This is a genomic window from Nocardia sp. NBC_00511, from assembly GCF_045161165.1.
In the GTDB taxonomy this organism is placed as follows: domain Bacteria; phylum Actinomycetota; class Actinomycetes; order Mycobacteriales; family Mycobacteriaceae; genus Nocardia.
In genome coordinates this window covers 4731494-4746725 of the sequence record NZ_CP107849.1, presented here as the reverse complement: position 1 = coordinate 4746725, position 15232 = coordinate 4731494, and the positions used below count along the sequence as shown (strand labels likewise).

15 protein-coding genes are annotated in these 15232 nt (G+C 66.2%); 10 read left to right on the top strand and 5 right to left on the bottom strand.

Annotation, left to right across the window (positions count from 1 at the left end):
- Position 1: 1 nt before the first annotated feature.
- The 4 genes from OG300_RS22250 to OG300_RS22235 all read left to right on the top strand — a co-directional run bounded on the left by OG300_RS22250 (position 2) and on the right by OG300_RS22235 (position 4446).
- Positions 2–157: a hypothetical protein gene (locus tag OG300_RS22250; protein ID WP_405484539.1), complete on the top strand. Its 156-nt coding sequence runs from the start codon at positions 2–4 to the stop codon at positions 155–157.
- Positions 158–458: 301 nt separating this feature from the next.
- Entirely contained in the window at positions 459–1670 is a 1212-nt protein-coding gene (locus OG300_RS22245; protein ID WP_405484537.1) for an acyltransferase family protein, read from the top strand.
- A 502-nt stretch (positions 1671–2172) separates the two neighbouring features.
- Positions 2173–3648, top strand: a complete 1476-nt coding sequence (locus tag OG300_RS22240; protein WP_405484535.1) for an ArnT family glycosyltransferase — start codon at positions 2173–2175, stop codon at positions 3646–3648.
- Positions 3649–3909: 261 nt separating this feature from the next.
- Entirely contained in the window at positions 3910–4446 is a 537-nt protein-coding gene (locus OG300_RS22235) for an NfeD family protein (protein WP_405484533.1), read from the top strand.
- 21 nt (positions 4447–4467) lie between these two features.
- On the opposite strand, the gene OG300_RS22230 is transcribed toward OG300_RS22235, so the two are convergent.
- Positions 4468–4623: a DUF6131 family protein gene (locus OG300_RS22230; protein WP_405484531.1), complete on the bottom strand. Its 156-nt coding sequence runs from the start codon at positions 4621–4623 to the stop codon at positions 4468–4470.
- A 92-nt stretch (positions 4624–4715) separates the two neighbouring features.
- Positions 4716–5624, bottom strand: coding sequence for an SAM-dependent methyltransferase (locus OG300_RS22225; protein WP_405484529.1), 909 nt, complete (start codon positions 5622–5624; stop codon positions 4716–4718).
- 297 nt (positions 5625–5921) lie between these two features.
- Here OG300_RS22225 and OG300_RS22220 point away from each other — a divergent pair, with 297 nt between their 5' ends.
- Entirely contained in the window at positions 5922–6908 is a 987-nt protein-coding gene (locus OG300_RS22220; protein WP_405484527.1) for an alpha/beta hydrolase, read from the top strand.
- A gap of 27 nt (positions 6909–6935) precedes the next feature.
- Here OG300_RS22220 and OG300_RS22215 read toward each other — a convergent pair whose 3' ends face one another.
- The 3 genes from OG300_RS22215 to OG300_RS22205 form a co-directional block, all read right to left on the bottom strand.
- The gene (locus OG300_RS22215) at positions 6936–7760 is read right to left on the bottom strand and encodes an MspA family porin (protein ID WP_405484525.1); all 825 of its coding nucleotides are present in this window, start codon (positions 7758–7760) and stop codon (positions 6936–6938) included.
- 14 nt (positions 7761–7774) lie between these two features.
- The gene (locus OG300_RS22210; RefSeq protein WP_405484523.1) at positions 7775–8374 is read right to left on the bottom strand and encodes an MspA family porin; all 600 of its coding nucleotides are present in this window, start codon (positions 8372–8374) and stop codon (positions 7775–7777) included.
- Positions 8375–8681: 307 nt separating this feature from the next.
- The gene (locus OG300_RS22205) at positions 8682–8987 is read right to left on the bottom strand and encodes a hypothetical protein (protein ID WP_405484521.1); all 306 of its coding nucleotides are present in this window, start codon (positions 8985–8987) and stop codon (positions 8682–8684) included.
- Positions 8988–9128: 141 nt separating this feature from the next.
- Between OG300_RS22205 and OG300_RS22200 the strand changes: the two genes are divergently transcribed.
- The 5 genes from OG300_RS22200 to OG300_RS22180 all read left to right on the top strand — a co-directional run bounded on the left by OG300_RS22200 (position 9129) and on the right by OG300_RS22180 (position 14774).
- Positions 9129–10358 carry a glycosyltransferase 87 family protein gene (locus OG300_RS22200; RefSeq protein WP_405484519.1) on the top strand — a complete coding sequence of 410 codons (1230 nt, stop codon included), beginning with the start codon at positions 9129–9131 and terminating at the stop codon, positions 10356–10358.
- 57 nt (positions 10359–10415) lie between these two features.
- Positions 10416–10910: a MarR family winged helix-turn-helix transcriptional regulator gene (locus OG300_RS22195; RefSeq protein ID WP_405484517.1), complete on the top strand. Its 495-nt coding sequence runs from the start codon at positions 10416–10418 to the stop codon at positions 10908–10910.
- Between the two features lie 9 nt (positions 10911–10919).
- Positions 10920–13664: an MFS transporter gene (locus tag OG300_RS22190; protein WP_405484515.1), complete on the top strand. Its 2745-nt coding sequence runs from the start codon at positions 10920–10922 to the stop codon at positions 13662–13664.
- Positions 13661–14482, top strand: a complete 822-nt coding sequence (locus OG300_RS22185) for a YceI family protein (RefSeq protein ID WP_405484513.1) — start codon at positions 13661–13663, stop codon at positions 14480–14482. The genes OG300_RS22190 and OG300_RS22185 overlap by 4 nt, the downstream gene beginning before the upstream one ends.
- Before the next feature lie 118 nt (positions 14483–14600).
- A complete protein-coding gene (locus OG300_RS22180; protein WP_405484511.1) occupies positions 14601–14774 on the top strand; it encodes a hypothetical protein in 174 nt (57 codons plus the stop codon).
- Positions 14775–15232 lie beyond the last annotated feature (458 nt).

The following is a 15232-nucleotide window of genomic DNA, read 5'->3' as shown; positions in this document are numbered from 1 at the left end:
GTTGGGTTCGGGCACCAAACGGCTCCGCCATCCGGTTCTGGGAGAACTCGAATTCCAGCACCTCGTACTGCAACTCGCCGACAATCCCGACCAGAAGCTCGTCACCTTCACAGCCATCGACTCGGACCAGGCCCGCATCACCACACTGCCGAGATGAGGATGAAGCGCTCGAGTAGCGGCAAAACCTTTGGCCCACAGTCTGGGTCGTGTACTCGGGATCGGGATCTCTTGTGGGCCGACAACACTCGTCGAATCAGGTACCGAGCGGGAGCTCTGCGTATTCCGGCATGCGCCGCGGAGTGTGCTGATGATCACTCGGGTAAATTTGCTGGGCCGGATTCGGCGTGCTATTAATCAGCGGTTGTCGCTTGTGAGCGGTTGTTCGTTGAATGGTATTGGATTTTCGGGGGCTTGCTGTCATGACCGTTGTTGGTGCTGTTGCGCCTTCGATCGCGCCGGTGGAACGAGTCGCACGGGGTGGCAGGTTCGAGTTTCTCGATGCGCTGCGTGGGCTCGCGGCCTTGGCGGTGGTGGTTCAGCACTGTTCGGAGCGGTTGTTCCCGGCGTATTTCCGCTTCTCGCAGGCGCATTTCGGGCTGGGGGAGTTCGGGGTGTTCCTGTTCTTCCTGGTGAGTGGGTTCATCATCCCGGCTTCGCTGGAGCGGGGGCGGTCGCTGGGGGCGTTCTGGGTGGGGCGGTTCTTTCGGCTGTATCCGCTGTTCTGGGCCTGTTTGATCGCGGGGATGATCCTGCATTCGGTGGGGCAGTTCGGGCTGACGGCGAGTTTTCTGGAACACCCGGTTCGCAACTTCTTCTTGAACCTGACGATGGTGCATTACTTCATCGGTGGCCCCGACATTCAGGCGATCGGCGCTTCCTGGTCGCTGTCATACGAATTGGCGTTCTACCTGATGTTGTCGTTGCTGCTGATCGGTCGGCTCAATCGGCGATCGGCGCCGCTGGCGGTCCTCGCGCTCGTGCTGATCGTGCCGGGTGCGTTCCTGCCGCCGTCGATGCTCAACGGACATGACGCCAACGCTCTCACCCGCGTGATCGTCGCGGTCGTGACGATCGTGATCGCTGTGGTGTTCGCCGCGATGGCGGCCGACCGGCGTGCGACCGTCGCCGCCGTGGTGATCGCATTCATCACTGTCCCACTGGTTCTCAACCAGCCGGGGGCGTCGGCGATGACCTTCGCGTATTTCGCCACCATGTTCGTCGGCACGGTGATGTATCGGGTCACCTCGGGCGAGATCAGTGCGCTGCGGGGATGGGCCGTGTTCGGGTTCGCGATGTGCATGATTTTCGGGGTCAGCCTGTTCGTCCCGACCATCACGGACCCGTTGACAGGGGTCCTGATCACCTGGGTGAAGCAGCCGGTCACCATCCTGCCCGCCTACCTGCTGTTCGCGGTGGCATTGCTACTGCGCCGCTACTCTTTTCCGCGTCCGCTGCTGTTCCTCGGGCGAATCAGCTACTCGCTCTACCTTGTTCACACGCTGGTGCTCGACAGCCCGCGTTGGACCGTGTCGGTCGCCGGTATCCCCGCGGCCTGGCTCACCCTGTGTACGTGGGTGATCGGTGCGGTGGTGATCGCCGCGGTGACCTACCGGCTGATCGAGAAACCGTGTCACAACCTCGGTCACCGGGTGATGACCGCGATGCGGTGACATAACGTGCGTGCGGCGATGACATCAGTTGTCGGGGCTTCCGCTGGCTGACGTTTCATGCGTCGGAGCAGGTCGCTGAAACCTGTTCTAGCTTGGTGCAATTCATTACCCAGGTCACACCGCTTTCCGGGAAGTTGTTGCGAATTGACAGCAACTCGCTATCGCGACTTCGTGGTCGGGGGCTATCGCTGTGCGGCGCAGACCGTTTGCGAACACTGGTGTTCCAAACTAACGTTGCGCGAAATTGCACGATCCGAGCACGACCGCGAGCACTGTCGCTCAGATAGTTCGCTGCCGGGGAGGAATCGGTTCACCAGCGAGCAGATGTGACGCCACTCGACCGAGTAGGCGTCATGCGAGTCTGTCGGAAAGCTCTTGGGGGCAGTAAATGACAGCGGTTGTCGAAATTCGGACCGCGCCGGAAACTATTCCGGATACCCATCCATCGTTCGCATTTCGCGGCATCGCATTGCTTGCTTCGCTAGTGGGGATAGCGCTCACCGTGACGGCGGGCCGATACGACTACTTCGGCGACGAACTCTATTTCCTTTCCTCCGGACGACGACTCGACTTCACGTACGCGGATCAGGGTGTGGTGGTACCGCTTTCGGCCCACCTGTCCGATCTGGTCGCGCACGGATCGCTGATCGCCCTGCGTTTTCCGGCCGCCATGATGGGCGTCGGCGCGATGGTGGTGGCGGCGCTGATCGCCTACGAACTGCGCGGCGGCCGCCGAGCCCAGCTGCTGGCGGCGGGCACCTACGGCACCTCCGAACTGGTGGCGACCCAGGTGCAGTTGAGCACCTTCGCCTTCGACGCCACGCTGACCGCGGTGATCACCTGGCTGTTCGTACGGTGGGTGCGCACTCGCCAGGACCGGCTCATCATCGTGGCGGGACTTGTTGCGGCACTGGACATGCAGGTCAAGTGGATGATCCCGCTGGTCTGGGCCTGCCTGGGGCTGGCGGTCATCCTGTGTGGTCCGCGCGAGATCCTGCGCCGCCCCGCGCTGTGGGTGGCGACCGGCATCTTGGCGTTGTCGGTGGTGCCGATCCTGTACTGGCAGTCCCAGCACAACTGGCCGCAGCTGGCCATGGGCACCATCATCGGCGCGGAACAAGACGCCACCGGATACGGTCCGATCGGATTCGTGCCGCAGTGGCTCGGCCTCGCCGGTGTGGTGGGCGGCCCGCTGATCGCCATCGGATTCTGGGCGGTGCTGAAGCGGGAATCGTTGCGCCCCTACCGTTTCATTCCGGTCGCGCTGGTGCTGATGACGCTGTTCGTCATCGTCACGCACGGTCGCCCGTACTATCCGACCGGCTTCTTCCCGGCCATGTTCGCGCTCGGTGCGGTCGGCTTCGCGCGGTATCCGCGCAGGCGCTGGATGAACCTGGCGGTGTATCCGCTGGTCGGGGCCACGGTGCTGCTGTTCACCGCCATGCTCACCCTGCTGCCGATGCCGCAGCACTGGCGCACCCAGTCCCACAGCGCCATCGACCTCGGCTTCCAGTCGGCCGCCTTCGGCACCACCAACTGGTCGAAAATGGTCGAGGCGGTCGATACCGGTTACAACACACTGACTCCCGAGGAGAAGTCGCACTCCGCCGTTGTGGCCCAGGGCTATTGGCAGGCGGGCGCGGTCGAACAGCTCGGCGACCGCTACCACCTGCCCCCGGTCTACAGCCCGAGCCGTGGCTTCGGCTTCTTCGGTCCGCCGCCGAACAACGCGACCACGATCGTCTACGTCGGCCTGGACACCGCCGAACCCGACCTGCGCACCCATTTCACCGACGTGCAACGCGTCACCCAGCTCGACGATCCGGTCGGCACGCCCGGCATCGATCGCATGGTCGCCGTCTGGAAATGCAAGGGCCCGAAACAACCCTGGTCGACCATGTGGGATTCGATGACCACCCTGTACTTCGACCTCGGGCTCTGGCGCGACTCCCGCGCCACCACCCGGCCCACGCATTGAGCAGGCACAAGGCGCGAACCGGGAATACCCCCGACCGCGCGGATAATAGGCAAACCCGCTTTGTGATAGACGCGACGAAACACGAATACTGATGGAGCGTAAGGGGTCCGGGATCGGCGAATGATATATCCGGCTCCAGCGTTTGCGGAGCGCCGGATTCCTGCACACACTGGTCGGTGAGTCGGGAATCGGCGAACAGGTCAGAGATCGGAGTACGGCCGTGCGGCGCATCGACGGCACCGGGATGTCGAGTTCCGTGTGATGACGATCTATCTACTGGCCGTGGTCGCGGGACTCGCCGGCCTCGCGCGATTGATCACCGGCAGGTCCGCGTCGCGGGAAAGCCCCTGGGGCGATATCGCTCTGGCGGATATCGCGATGGTGTCCGCGGTCCTGCTCGGATTCGGAGCCGGTGGGCTGGCTGGAACCGCGGCGGGCGCGCCCGGCCTGGTTACCGTGGCGGCCGGGATCGGCGTCGCGGCCGGTGGCCTCTCGGCCGCCCGGGCCTGGATGGTGCCGTACCTGGCTCGGCAGCAAGCATTTTCGTTCTCCGGCCATGATTCCGTGATCGGCCGACTGGCGATGGTGACGGCCCCGATCGAGGTCGGCGGCCGTGGCGAGGTCGTCCTCGAAGGCGTCGACGGCGGCCGGGAAAGCCGTCCGGCGGTGTCCGGTGGATCCCGGCCACTGCCGGTGGGCACGGTCGTCTACGTCGGTGCCCGGTCCGGGCGGGAGTTGCGAGTGATCGCGGTACCCCGGGTGCCCGGACCGAGTTGTGTTCAGCCCGACGGTAATTGACGGAATTTCGGTACGGCACGATCAGAAGTAATGACCGCGGCCTCCGACGGGCCTGCCCACCGCGCCGAGCAGCGCGAGGATCGCGCCGACGACCAGCAGGATGATCCCGATGGTGGTGAGGATCGGAATGCCGAAAATGACTCCGGCAATGAGCAGGATGAGCCCCAATACGATCATGACAGCTCCTCTGTGCGGGCGGTTCCTGACGGTCACGCCGTTCCCTGACCTGTCACGTTCAAACCGCTGACACCGGAATGGTGTCCGCGGCATCAGTTGGGGCGCTGCACCGTTACCAGGTTGATGGCCGCCGGATGGAACCCTCCAGTGTCCTCCCCGACGGGCACGGCGTGACCGTGCGCGCGCAGGTAGTCGTCGAGTTCGGTGCGTTCGGCGTTCCAGCCGTGGCCGGGAAACCATTGCGCCGCATCGGATCGCGGGTCGTTGTAGATGAGGCGGGCCCAGTTGCCGTCCTCCGGCTCGTCCTCGTTCACGGTGGTGATCGCCTCGTACACGTCGGCCGGGAACGGGGTCATCTGCTCGATCCCGACCCGGCTGCCCGGGGCGCTGGCCTTGGCGACGATCTCGAACAGTTCGTCCTGGGCGGCCGGTGAGATGTAGATGAGCAGCCCCTCGATCAGCCAGGCGGTCGGCCTTTCGGCGTCGAAACCGCTGTCCTGCAAGGTGTTCAGCCAGTCCGTGCGCAGGTCGACGGCGACCTCGCGACGGTCGGCGAGGGGGGAGTAGCCCGCGGCGGCGAGCGTCTCGCGCTTGAAGTCCAGCACGGTCGCGCGATCCAGCTCGTACACGGTGACGCCCTCGAAGAAGGGCAGCCGGTAGGCGCGGGAGTCCAGACCGGCGGCCAGGATCACCACCTGCCGGATCCCGCTGTCGCATGCCGCGTGGAAGTAGTCGTCGAAGTACCGGGTGCGCCCGGCCTGATGCTCCCGGAACGGCCGCCCGAACTCCTCGGTGCGCAACGGATGATCCTTCGACAGCTCCGGATCCCCGTCGATCAGCACCGCGAGTTCCCCGCCCGCCGCCCGCACGAAAACCTCCGCCAGCGGATCGACGGCCAGCGCGTCCGGCTCTCGCCCCGCCAGTGTGCGCGCCGCCGCCACGAACAACGCCGTGGAACCCACCCCGGTATCGATTTCCCAGTTGTCATTGTCGCTTCGCATGTCAGCCACGCTATCCACGCCCCACCGGACATCGACACCACCGCGCCCGAGCCCCGCCCGGATCCTCCAAAACAACCCCCACCAGCGATCGATTCCACCGTCGCGCCGAGGTAGTCGGAGCCGGCACCGCACGATTCTTTTCATATCCGATCGGGGGTGCCGGTCCAGGGTGCGGACGGTGTTGCCGAGTATGGCGCGGGACTCTCCGACAGCGGTCCGATGGCAAACACGCCTGAGTGACAGTGGAATTCGGCGGAAATCGGTAATCTACCCAGATCACATCTGGGAGGCGGGCGGATGGCTACCACAGTGGGAACGCGAACGGTTCGAGGCCGGTTACGCAAGGTGTTCGGGGTGCTCACGGCGGTCGCGCTGGTCACGGCGGGCGGCGGCGCGGTCGCCACCGCGGCGCCGGCGTATCAGCCGCTGAAGCGCACGCAGGCAGGCGGTTTCGAGAATCTCTCGGTGCCCTCCAGCATGGGCCCGATTCAGGTCCAGGTGCAGTGGGCGGCGCACGGTGGCAGTTCGGCGCTGTATCTGCTCGACGGTCTGCGCGCGCCCGGCGATCACAGTCAGTGGACCACCGACACCGACGTGCTGCGTCAATTCGTCGGTGACGACGTCACTCTGGTGTTTCCGGTCGGTGGGCACTCCGGGTTCTACAGCGACTGGTATCGGCCCAGTAGCACCAACCATCAGGGGACCACCTACAGGTGGGAGACCTTCCTGACTCGGGAGCTGCCGAACTACCTTGCCGGATACGGTGTTTCGCGCCGCAACAATGCCATCGTCGGGGCGTCGATGGGCGGTGACGCGGCGCTGACCCTGGCGGCGCACCATCGCGATCAGTTCCGCTTCGCCGGATCCTTCTCCGGCTTCGTGCATCCGGACGTCCCGCTCTGGAACGAGGCCATGCGCGCTGCCATGCAGAACGAGGGCAACTTCGACGTCGACGACATGTGGGGTCCCGCGGGCGATGCCGCCTGGAAGTACAACGACGCCACCGATCAGGCCGAGCTGCTGCGCGGTCTGCCGATCTACGTCTCGACCGGCAACGGCGTCCCGGGCCTGCTCGACATCCCGTTCGGGCTCGGCAACACCATCAACGCCATGGGCCTGGAGGCGATGGCGCAGACCGCCACCGCCATGTTCCGCGATCGGGTAGCGGCCCTTGGCATTCCGGCCCGTGTCGACTTCGGTCAGGGCACGCACACCTGGCCGTACTGGCAGCGCGCCATCGGCGTGGCCCGGCCGATGATCCTCGCCGCCCTGGGCACCTCCTGACCGGAGCTGCCCGGGCGGCCCCCGGTGCTATCCGAGGCTGAAGGGCTGACCCCACAGCGTCTGCGTGATGTCCATGACGTTGTCCTGAACGAGAACGGTTGTGTAGGAACGCGCTTCGGCGTATCCCGCGCAACCGTCCAGGGCGATGGTGTGATTCACGTACTGGGTGATGCCCGAGGTGCCGGTGAAGTTGTAGGTCTGAATGGCCTTGGTGGCGACCTTGCCGGGCTTGAGGGTCAGCGACATATTGGGGTCCACGTACGGGCTGAACCCCGAGGAGTTCAGGGTGCCGCCGAAATCGCCGGTGCCGACGGACAATCCGCCACCGCCGCCACCATCTCCGTAGCCGCCGCCACCGCCGCCACCACCCGCTCCGCCGCCGCCTCCACCGCCGCCGTCACCGGTGTCCGGGGTCGCCGGAGCACCGCCGCCGCCGTTGTTGGGCGTGGTCGGTTTGGAGGGCTGACCGCCCGCGTTGCCGCTGCCCTCGGTGGTCACCTTGGAGCCGAGGTCGACCTGGCAGCCGACCATGTATCCGGTCTCGATGCGGCCACCGGTGACGGTCACTCCGGCCGGGGTGGTCACGGTCACCGAGGTCACCGCGGACACCATGGCATTGCGCGAAAGCGGGCTGGCGGCCATCGATCCCGACAGCACGGCCTGCTCGCCACTGCGATTGACCTGCACGACCACGCCGTCGGGACCGGTGAACTGGCCCTGGCCGTCGGGCAGCGCCACCTGGGTGTCGGCCGCCGCCGCGCCCGCTCCGATCGTCGCCGCCGGGGCGGCCGCGATCAGCAGGGTGGGCAGGAAACCGCACGCCGCGACCGCGGCGCTTCTCGAATTACGCACTGTGGCTGTCCTTCTCACCCGACGCTGAACGGCTGGCCGTACAGCGTCACCTCGGTCGAACCCTGCTGATTGGCCACCGTCAAGGTGCTGTAGGCGCGAGCCTGCGCGAAGCCGCCGCATCCGGAGACCTGGATGCCGCGCCCCGCGTACGCGATACCGACGGCGCCCGCCGCGGGATCGAGCTGCTTGGTGTCGAGGGGCACCGCGGTCACGCCGCCGGGCACCAGCTTGATGCTGGGCGCGATCTCGGGCGAGACGGAGTTGGGGGAGACCCACACGTCGCCGCCGAGGGTCAGGCCGCCGCTCAGATCGACCTGGCAGCCCACCAGGTATCCGGTGGTCAGCATGCCCTTGGTGGCATTGCCGATCTTGGCGAAGACGACGCCGGTGACGCTGGCCGTGCGCGACAGACCGTTTCCGGCGATCGAGGGCGCGACGACGGCCTGCTCGCCGGTGCGGGTCAGATCCACCTGCACCCCGCTCGCCGTGGTGAGCGCTTGTTCACCGTCCGGTAGCTGGACGGTTGTATCGGCGTGTGCCACTCCGGATCCGAGCATCAGCGCGGTCAGACCGACACCCGCCCCGGTGATCCATCGGCCAGTTTTCGAAACCACCTGCGGTCGACCCTTCGAAACTCGTACGACTTCCGACTGCAGATGATATTGGTGAGGGTTGATCTCTGCACCCGGCGACGGGTGAGGTCACTGCCGATGCGTCTCAGCTGCGTAAATTCCGGGTATCACCCGGTCGGAAGGGGTGTGCCCGCGATCGGCGGGCGACCGGGCCGCGGAAACCCCTCCATGTATGTCTGAAATGTCCAATTTAAGAGGTTCCTAGGAACTTCCTGTGTGGTGGTTTACCCCGCAATTGCCCTGCATCTGAATGGATTAGACCAATCGCGGGCGGACCCACCTCTCGGACTCAGTGCTGCTGTGTTCCGCCCTGGTATTCGCGCCAGGCCTTCTGGGTGTCGGTCAGCTTGGGCTGCGGCGTCCGATTGCGGAAGTAGTTGGCCACCATCACCAACGGCAGGATGAACGCCTGGAAGAAGATCAGGTACGAACCGCCGTCGAAGAGGAACGCGAGGTAGAACGCGTAGCCCAGGTATACGGCGCCGAAGATGCCGTTGATCGACCGTGACGCGGCGCTCTGGCCGGTGCGGATCAGTGCGAGCCCAACCATGATGGCCCCGCTGAGCGCGAGCAGGCCGACATACCAATTGAACATGGAAATCCCCCCGAAGATAATTGGCCGTACCCCTCCGGTCTGGCCGGGTCGTACCGTAGCACCACCCTCGCGGGTGCGCCCAGCGACTTTTCGGGCCACCAATCATGTCCGATGCGAACCGTTTACGTAGTTTGTTCGGTTGTGGGTGATGGGTGGGTGATGCGGCGGCCGGGTTCGACGGCGCTGCTGCTGAGTGTGAGTGCGATCGTGGCGACGGTACTGGTGTGCACCAGCGTCAGCCCCTGGCTCGAAGAGTCCGGAATCCTGGCCGGGGGATTGGATGTGCACATCTACCGGGAGGGAGCCTGGCAGGCGATGCACGGCAATCCGCTCTACCGCGAACCCATTCTGGGCGGACTGCTCTACACCTACACGCCGTTCTCCGCGCTGGTCTTCGTGCCCGCGCTGGTGGTGCCGGCGCACCGGCTGACCGAGTGCTGGCTGGCGGTGAACATCGGCGTGCTCTACGCGTGTGTGCTGTTGTGCTGGAAGCTGATCGGCTATCGGATCACCACCGCGCTCGCGGGCATCAGCGCGCTGCTGACCCTCACCTGCGTGTTCCTCGAGCCGGTGCGCACCACGCTGTTCTACGGGCAGATCAATCTGGTGCTGATGCTGCTGGTGCTCTGGGATTTCGCGCGGCCGACCGGCAGCCGGATCCGGGGGCTGGGCGTGGGCCTGGCGACCGGCGTCAAGCTGGTGCCGGGCTACTTCATCGCGCAGTATCTGATACTGCGGCAATGGCGTTCGGCCGCGGTCGCGACGGCGGCGCTGCTGGCCTCGGTGGGGCTGGCCTGGCTGGTACTGCCCGGTGATTCGCGGGAGTACTGGCTGTCCACCTTCTTCCACTCCGAGCGCATCGCACCCGATACCGATCCGGCGAACCAGTCCATTCGGGGCGTGCTGGCCCACCTGTCCGGCGGTGCGTCGCCGCTGTGGCTGTGGGTGGTGCTCGCGGGTTCGGTTGCCGCCGTGAGTTTCACGCTCGTCTCCAGGCTCTCGGCGCGCGGCGAACGACTGCTCGCGGTGACCGTCGCGGGCATGACCGCCTGTGCGGTGTCGCCGTTCTCGTGGGGACACCACTGGGTCTGGTTCGTACCGCTGCTGGTGCATTTCGTGCATCGCGCGCAGTCGCATCCGGCGTGGTGGGGTGCGGCGGCGGCGCTGTTCGTGGCGACCGGGGCGTGGACCTATCGGTGGACGGAAAGCTTTGCCTCCGTGGGTATTTTCCTGCTACCCAAGCCCTGGCACAGTGAGCCGCTGCTGGAGAACTCACATGTCGTGGTCTACGGCGTGGCGATGCTGTACGCGATGCTGCGCGCCCGGAGCCGTCGGGTGGTCGCGGAAATCGGGTTGCTCGCGGATGTATAGTTGGCATCAGCAAGTAGTTGTAAGGGCTAAATATATGCGCTGAGAAGGAAACCGATCATGGCAGTCATTGCCCGTGATCCCAACCCCGGCGCCGATCTGGAAAGCGCCGATCTACTCGGCGCGCAACTGGTTCGGCTGCTCCGGGCGATCGGTCGAGCCAAGCACCGGGTGATCAAACACGGTCCCGAAGGACTCGAGCAGCTGGCCTACGCCATGCTGTTCTGCCTCGTCCACGACGGACCGCAACGCACCGGCAAGCTCGCCGAGCAGTTGCACGCCGAGATCTCCACGATCAGCCGCCAGAGTCGAACTCTGGTGCGGCACGGGCTGGTCGAGCGTGGCGCCGATCCCATCGACGGCCGCGCGTGCGTGCTGAAAGCCACGGCCGAAGGCGAACGGGTCTTCGCCGACAATCGCCGACAGCGCAATCTCTGGCTGGCCGGCCTGCTCGCCGATTGGTCCGCGGCCGATCGCGTCACCCTCACCACGCTGCTGCAGCGGCTCTCCGACGACATCGAAAGCGCGGCTGCGGCAACCGATTCGACGAAATAAGGCTTCCAGATGACTACAGCGACACTCGAGGAGTCGCCGGGCGGGCAGGCGGTCGCACCGCCGAAGCTCACCCATCGGCAGATCCTCACCATCCTGTCCGGCCTGCTGCTCGGGATGTTCCTGGCCGCGCTGGACCAGAACATCGTGAGCGTGGCGATCGTCAAGATCGCCAACAGCCTGCACGGGTTCGACCAGCAGGCCTGGGCCACCACCGCGTACCTGATCACGGCCACCATCAGCACCCCGCTCTACGGGAAGCTGGCCGACATCTACGGGCGAAAGACGTTCTACCTCACCGCGATCGCGCTGTTCGTCATCGGCTCCGCGGCCTGCACCTTCGCCACCTCGATGTACGAGCTGGCCGGGTTCCGGGCCTTCCAGGGCCTGGGTGCCGGTGGTCTGATGTCGCTGGCCATGACCATCATCGGCGATATCGTGCCACCGCGTGAAAGGTCCCGCTACCAGGGCTATTTCATGATGGTCTTCGGCATCGCGACGGTGCTCGGGCCGGTGCTCGGCGGCTGGTTCTCCGGCTACGACCACCTCTGGGGCGTCGACGGGTGGCGCTGGGTGTTCCTGGTGAACGTGCCGATCGGCGTGCTCGCGTTGATCGTCGTCGCGCGAGTGCTCAACATGCCGCATCAACGGCAGCAGGTACGGGTCGACTGGGGTGGCGCGGTCGCGCTGGCGATCTGCGTGGTGCCTCTGCTCATCGTCGCCGAACAGGGACGCGGCTGGGGCTGGGGCTCCGGGCGGGCGATCCTCTGCTACGTCATCGGGCTCATCGGCCTGGCGCTGTTCCTGGCCATCGAGTACGTGATGAAGGACGCCGCGCTGATTCCCTTGCGGCTGTTCAAGAATTCCACCTTCACGGTGTGCATCATCGGCGGCTTCATCGTCGGCATCGCCATGTTCGGCGCGATCTCCATGGTGCCGCTGTACATGCAGGTGGTGCGCGGGTTCTCGCCGACCAAGGCGGGTCTGCTGATGCTGCCCATGGTCATGGGGATCATGGTCGGATCGCTGGTGTCCGGGCAGGTCACCAAGCGCACCGGGCGCTACAAGATCCTGCCGGTCGCGGGCACTTTCATCATCGCTGTCGGCGCGGCGCTGTACGCGACCGTGCACTACAACAGTGCGCTGTGGCAGCCACTGGTCTACGGCGGCATCATCGGGCTCGGCCTGGGTGGCTGCATGCAGACGCTGATCATCGCGGTGCAGAATGCCGGGCCGCGTTCGGATATGGGTGTGTCGACGGCGTCGGCGACCTTCTTCCGGCAGGTCGGCGGCACCCTGGGTGTCGCGGTATTCCTGACAATTCTGTTCAACCTGTTGCCGCACAAGATCATCGACGCGTTCGGCGGGCATCTGCCGCCGGGGTTCGACGCCTCCAAACTCTCCAGCGTGCAATCGAATACGGCGGGCATCGCGGCACTGCCCGCGGCCGTGCGCGATCCCATCCTGATCGGGTTCACCAACGCCATGCACGGAGTGTTCTGGGCGGCGGCGGGAGTCGCGGCGGTGGCCTTCGTGGTGCTCGGGTTCATGAAGGAGATCCCGTTGCAGGAGGCGAGCACACCGGCCGGACCGCCTGTCGCACCGGCTGATCCGGAGCAGGTCGCCGAGGCGAAGTGGGCCGAGGATCAGGTGTGGGAGGGGGCCGCGCAGGTCGTCTCCCAGCCGGAACCGGTGCTCGCGGCGGCCGCAGTCGGGCGGCACGGGGCGGAATCGGCGGTCGAGAGTGTCGGCGCGGTGGGTAACGGGCATCTCGCAACTGCCAACGGGCGCATCGCGGTTGCCAATGGTTCCACATCGCACGGCGCTGTCGCCGCCACCGCGAACGGCGCTGTCGCCACCGTTGCCGCAGTCGCCGGTGAGAGTGCCGCGAATGGTTCCGGTGGACACCAGGTCACGGCGGTCGCCGAGCCGTCCGGGCCACGGGCCTCGGTCGGTGGCTGGGTGCAACGCGAGGACGGCACCTCGGTACCGGGTGCGGCATTGACCCTGATCGATCAACGCGGGCACCAGGTTTCGCGCGCCACCGGCGGTGACGACGGGTCCTACCGCATCGACACGCCCGCGCAGGGTGGATATGTGCTGATCGCCTCGGCACCCGGGCATATGCCCGCGGCGCTGAACATTTCGGTCAACGGCGGTGACACCCGGCTGGATCTGACCTTGCAGGGGTCCGGTGAGCTTTCGGGCTCGGTGCGGTCGGCCGGTCGCGGCGAACCGCTGCCGAATGTCACCATCACGCTGACCGATCCGCGTGGTGAGGTGGTCGGCGCGGCCATCTCCGGGGTCGACGGCGGGTACCTCTGCCACGGAATCGGTGCGGGCACCTACACTTTGGTCGCTTCGGGCACGAACCTGCGTCCGGCCGCTTCGGTGCTGGTCATCCCCGGCACCGGGGTGCTGCGCCACGATATCGAGCTCACCCAGATGGTGGCGCTCATCGGCACGGTGTGGGCCGACGGCGCTGTGGTGCCGAACGCGCAGGTCACCCTGCTCGATGAGACCGGTGTCGCGATCGGCGACGTTCGCACCGGGGCCGACGGGCGCTACGAGCTGCCGGATCTGGTGCAGGGCGAGTACACCGTGATCGCTCGCGGATACCCGCCGGTGAGCAGCCGGGTCACCCTGAACGGCGGCGAGGTCGATCATTCGGTGGAGTTGGGCTACCACCTCGACACCGGTGATCGCGAAAACGCCGATGGCGCAACCGATCCGGAACCACCCGCGGAGCGGTCATGACCGGGCTGACAGTCGATATCCGCGGCGCGGAAGGCTGGCCGGTACCCGAGGCGGTGTTGACCGTGACCGATATGGCGGGCCGTCAGCTGGCCCGCGCCGTGGCGGACGTGACGGGGGTGGCGGCCACCGAGCCGCTGCCCCCGGGCACCCACACCGCGGTCGTGACCGCGCCGGGCCACCAGCCAGTGGCCCGGGTCGCCCGCATCTCGGCGGCCGGCACGGGCGCGCTCGGTGAGATCCGTCTGGACCGCGCCCAGGACGCGGTGACCACCCCGCCGCCCGGCCGCTGGACCATCGACCCCGCGCACTCCACCGTCATCGCCACCGCCCGCCACCTCGGCATCGCCGGTATCAAGGCCCGCTTCGCCGAGGTGAGCGGCCACCTCGACGTGGCCCCCGCCTTCGAAGCCACCACCGGCCACGCCGAGATCAAGGCGGCCACCGTCGACACCGGCATCGGCATGCGCGACGACCACCTGCGCTCCGCCGACTTCCTCGACGTCGACCACTTCCCCCTGATCACCTTCCAGGGCAACGGTTTCCGTCGCACCGGCAGCGACACCTGGGTGATGTCGGGCACCCTCGCCCTGCACGGCCGCACCCGCCCCGTGGACCTCGCCATCACCTACGGCGGCTACGGCCCCGACCCCTGGGGTGGCGTCCGCACCGCCTTCCACGGCGAAACCCTGCTGCACCGTGAGGATTTCGCCATCGACTACAACGCCATGGTCCGAGCCGGCATCTCCGCCGTCGGCACCACCGTCCGCATCGAATTGGACATGGAACTGGTCCAGGGCGACCAACTACCCGCCATGTAGCCCGTCGAACGGGCACCGCCCGCACCCACGAGGACCTCACCCCGTGCCCCGGCCCGGCAGCCATTAGGATGCTGGTCGGTTGCTGATGGGTTGTTCGGAAGGTTCTTGGTGGGTGCGCGTGTCTACGCATGAGTTGGTGCTGCCGGTGCCGTCGCTGGGCGATTACATCGAATTCCATCGCAAACGGCTCGGGTTGACCCGGGAGGTGCTGGGGCAGCGGGCATTCCTGTCGGCCCGCCGAGACCTCCTGCACCTCTGCGTCGGTGTGGTCCGGCCCTACCTCCCAGCCTGACCGGTGGTCCGGATCCGGCCATACCGGTCCCGGGCGCGCTATGACGCGGGCAACACAGACCCCATTTAGGGTCAGTTTCCCGGCTTGTCCCAGCTCACGGCATGCGCTTCACTCGTTGACGGCAGAGCCCGGGAGGGATTCGCGGATCATCCTCCGGGATCGACCTCACCGCGGTCATGTGCTTTGACGATGCCGTGGCGGGGACGGCATCGCCATGGCGTATGAGCGCGGGACGACTCGGTGCAGGGGCGTCGATGAAAAATTCGGCACGGTTTCCATCTTTCCGGTCGGCGGCAACAAATATGTCATCACCATGCTTGTCGGTTCGAAATACGGGCCGCAGGCGAATCGAGTTGATCTGCAACGCATTCTCGCGAAGGAGGAAGTAAGTGATTCCGCATTTCATCGGTCATCTGATTTGGGCAGTGAACAACCTCCTGGGCAGGTTGTTCCTTCCG

Bases quoted from the DNA above. Each gene is read 5' to 3' on its own strand.
- OG300_RS22235 (WP_405484533.1), top strand. From the start codon at position 3,910: ATGACGATCTATCTACTGGCCGTGGTCGCGGGACTCGCCGGCCTCGCG.
- OG300_RS22230 (WP_405484531.1), bottom strand. From the start codon at position 4,623: ATGATCGTATTGGGGCTCATCCTGCTCATTGCCGGAGTCATTTTCGGC.
- OG300_RS22225 (WP_405484529.1), bottom strand. From the start codon at position 5,624: ATGCGAAGCGACAATGACAACTGGGAAATCGATACCGGGGTGGGTTCC.
- OG300_RS22220 (WP_405484527.1), top strand. From the start codon at position 5,922: ATGGCTACCACAGTGGGAACGCGAACGGTTCGAGGCCGGTTACGCAAG.
- OG300_RS22205 (WP_405484521.1), bottom strand. From the start codon at position 8,987: ATGTTCAATTGGTATGTCGGCCTGCTCGCGCTCAGCGGGGCCATCATG.
- OG300_RS22195 (WP_405484517.1), top strand. From the start codon at position 10,416: ATGGCAGTCATTGCCCGTGATCCCAACCCCGGCGCCGATCTGGAAAGC.
- OG300_RS22190 (WP_405484515.1), top strand. From the start codon at position 10,920: ATGACTACAGCGACACTCGAGGAGTCGCCGGGCGGGCAGGCGGTCGCA.
- OG300_RS22185 (WP_405484513.1), top strand. From the start codon at position 13,661: ATGACCGGGCTGACAGTCGATATCCGCGGCGCGGAAGGCTGGCCGGTA.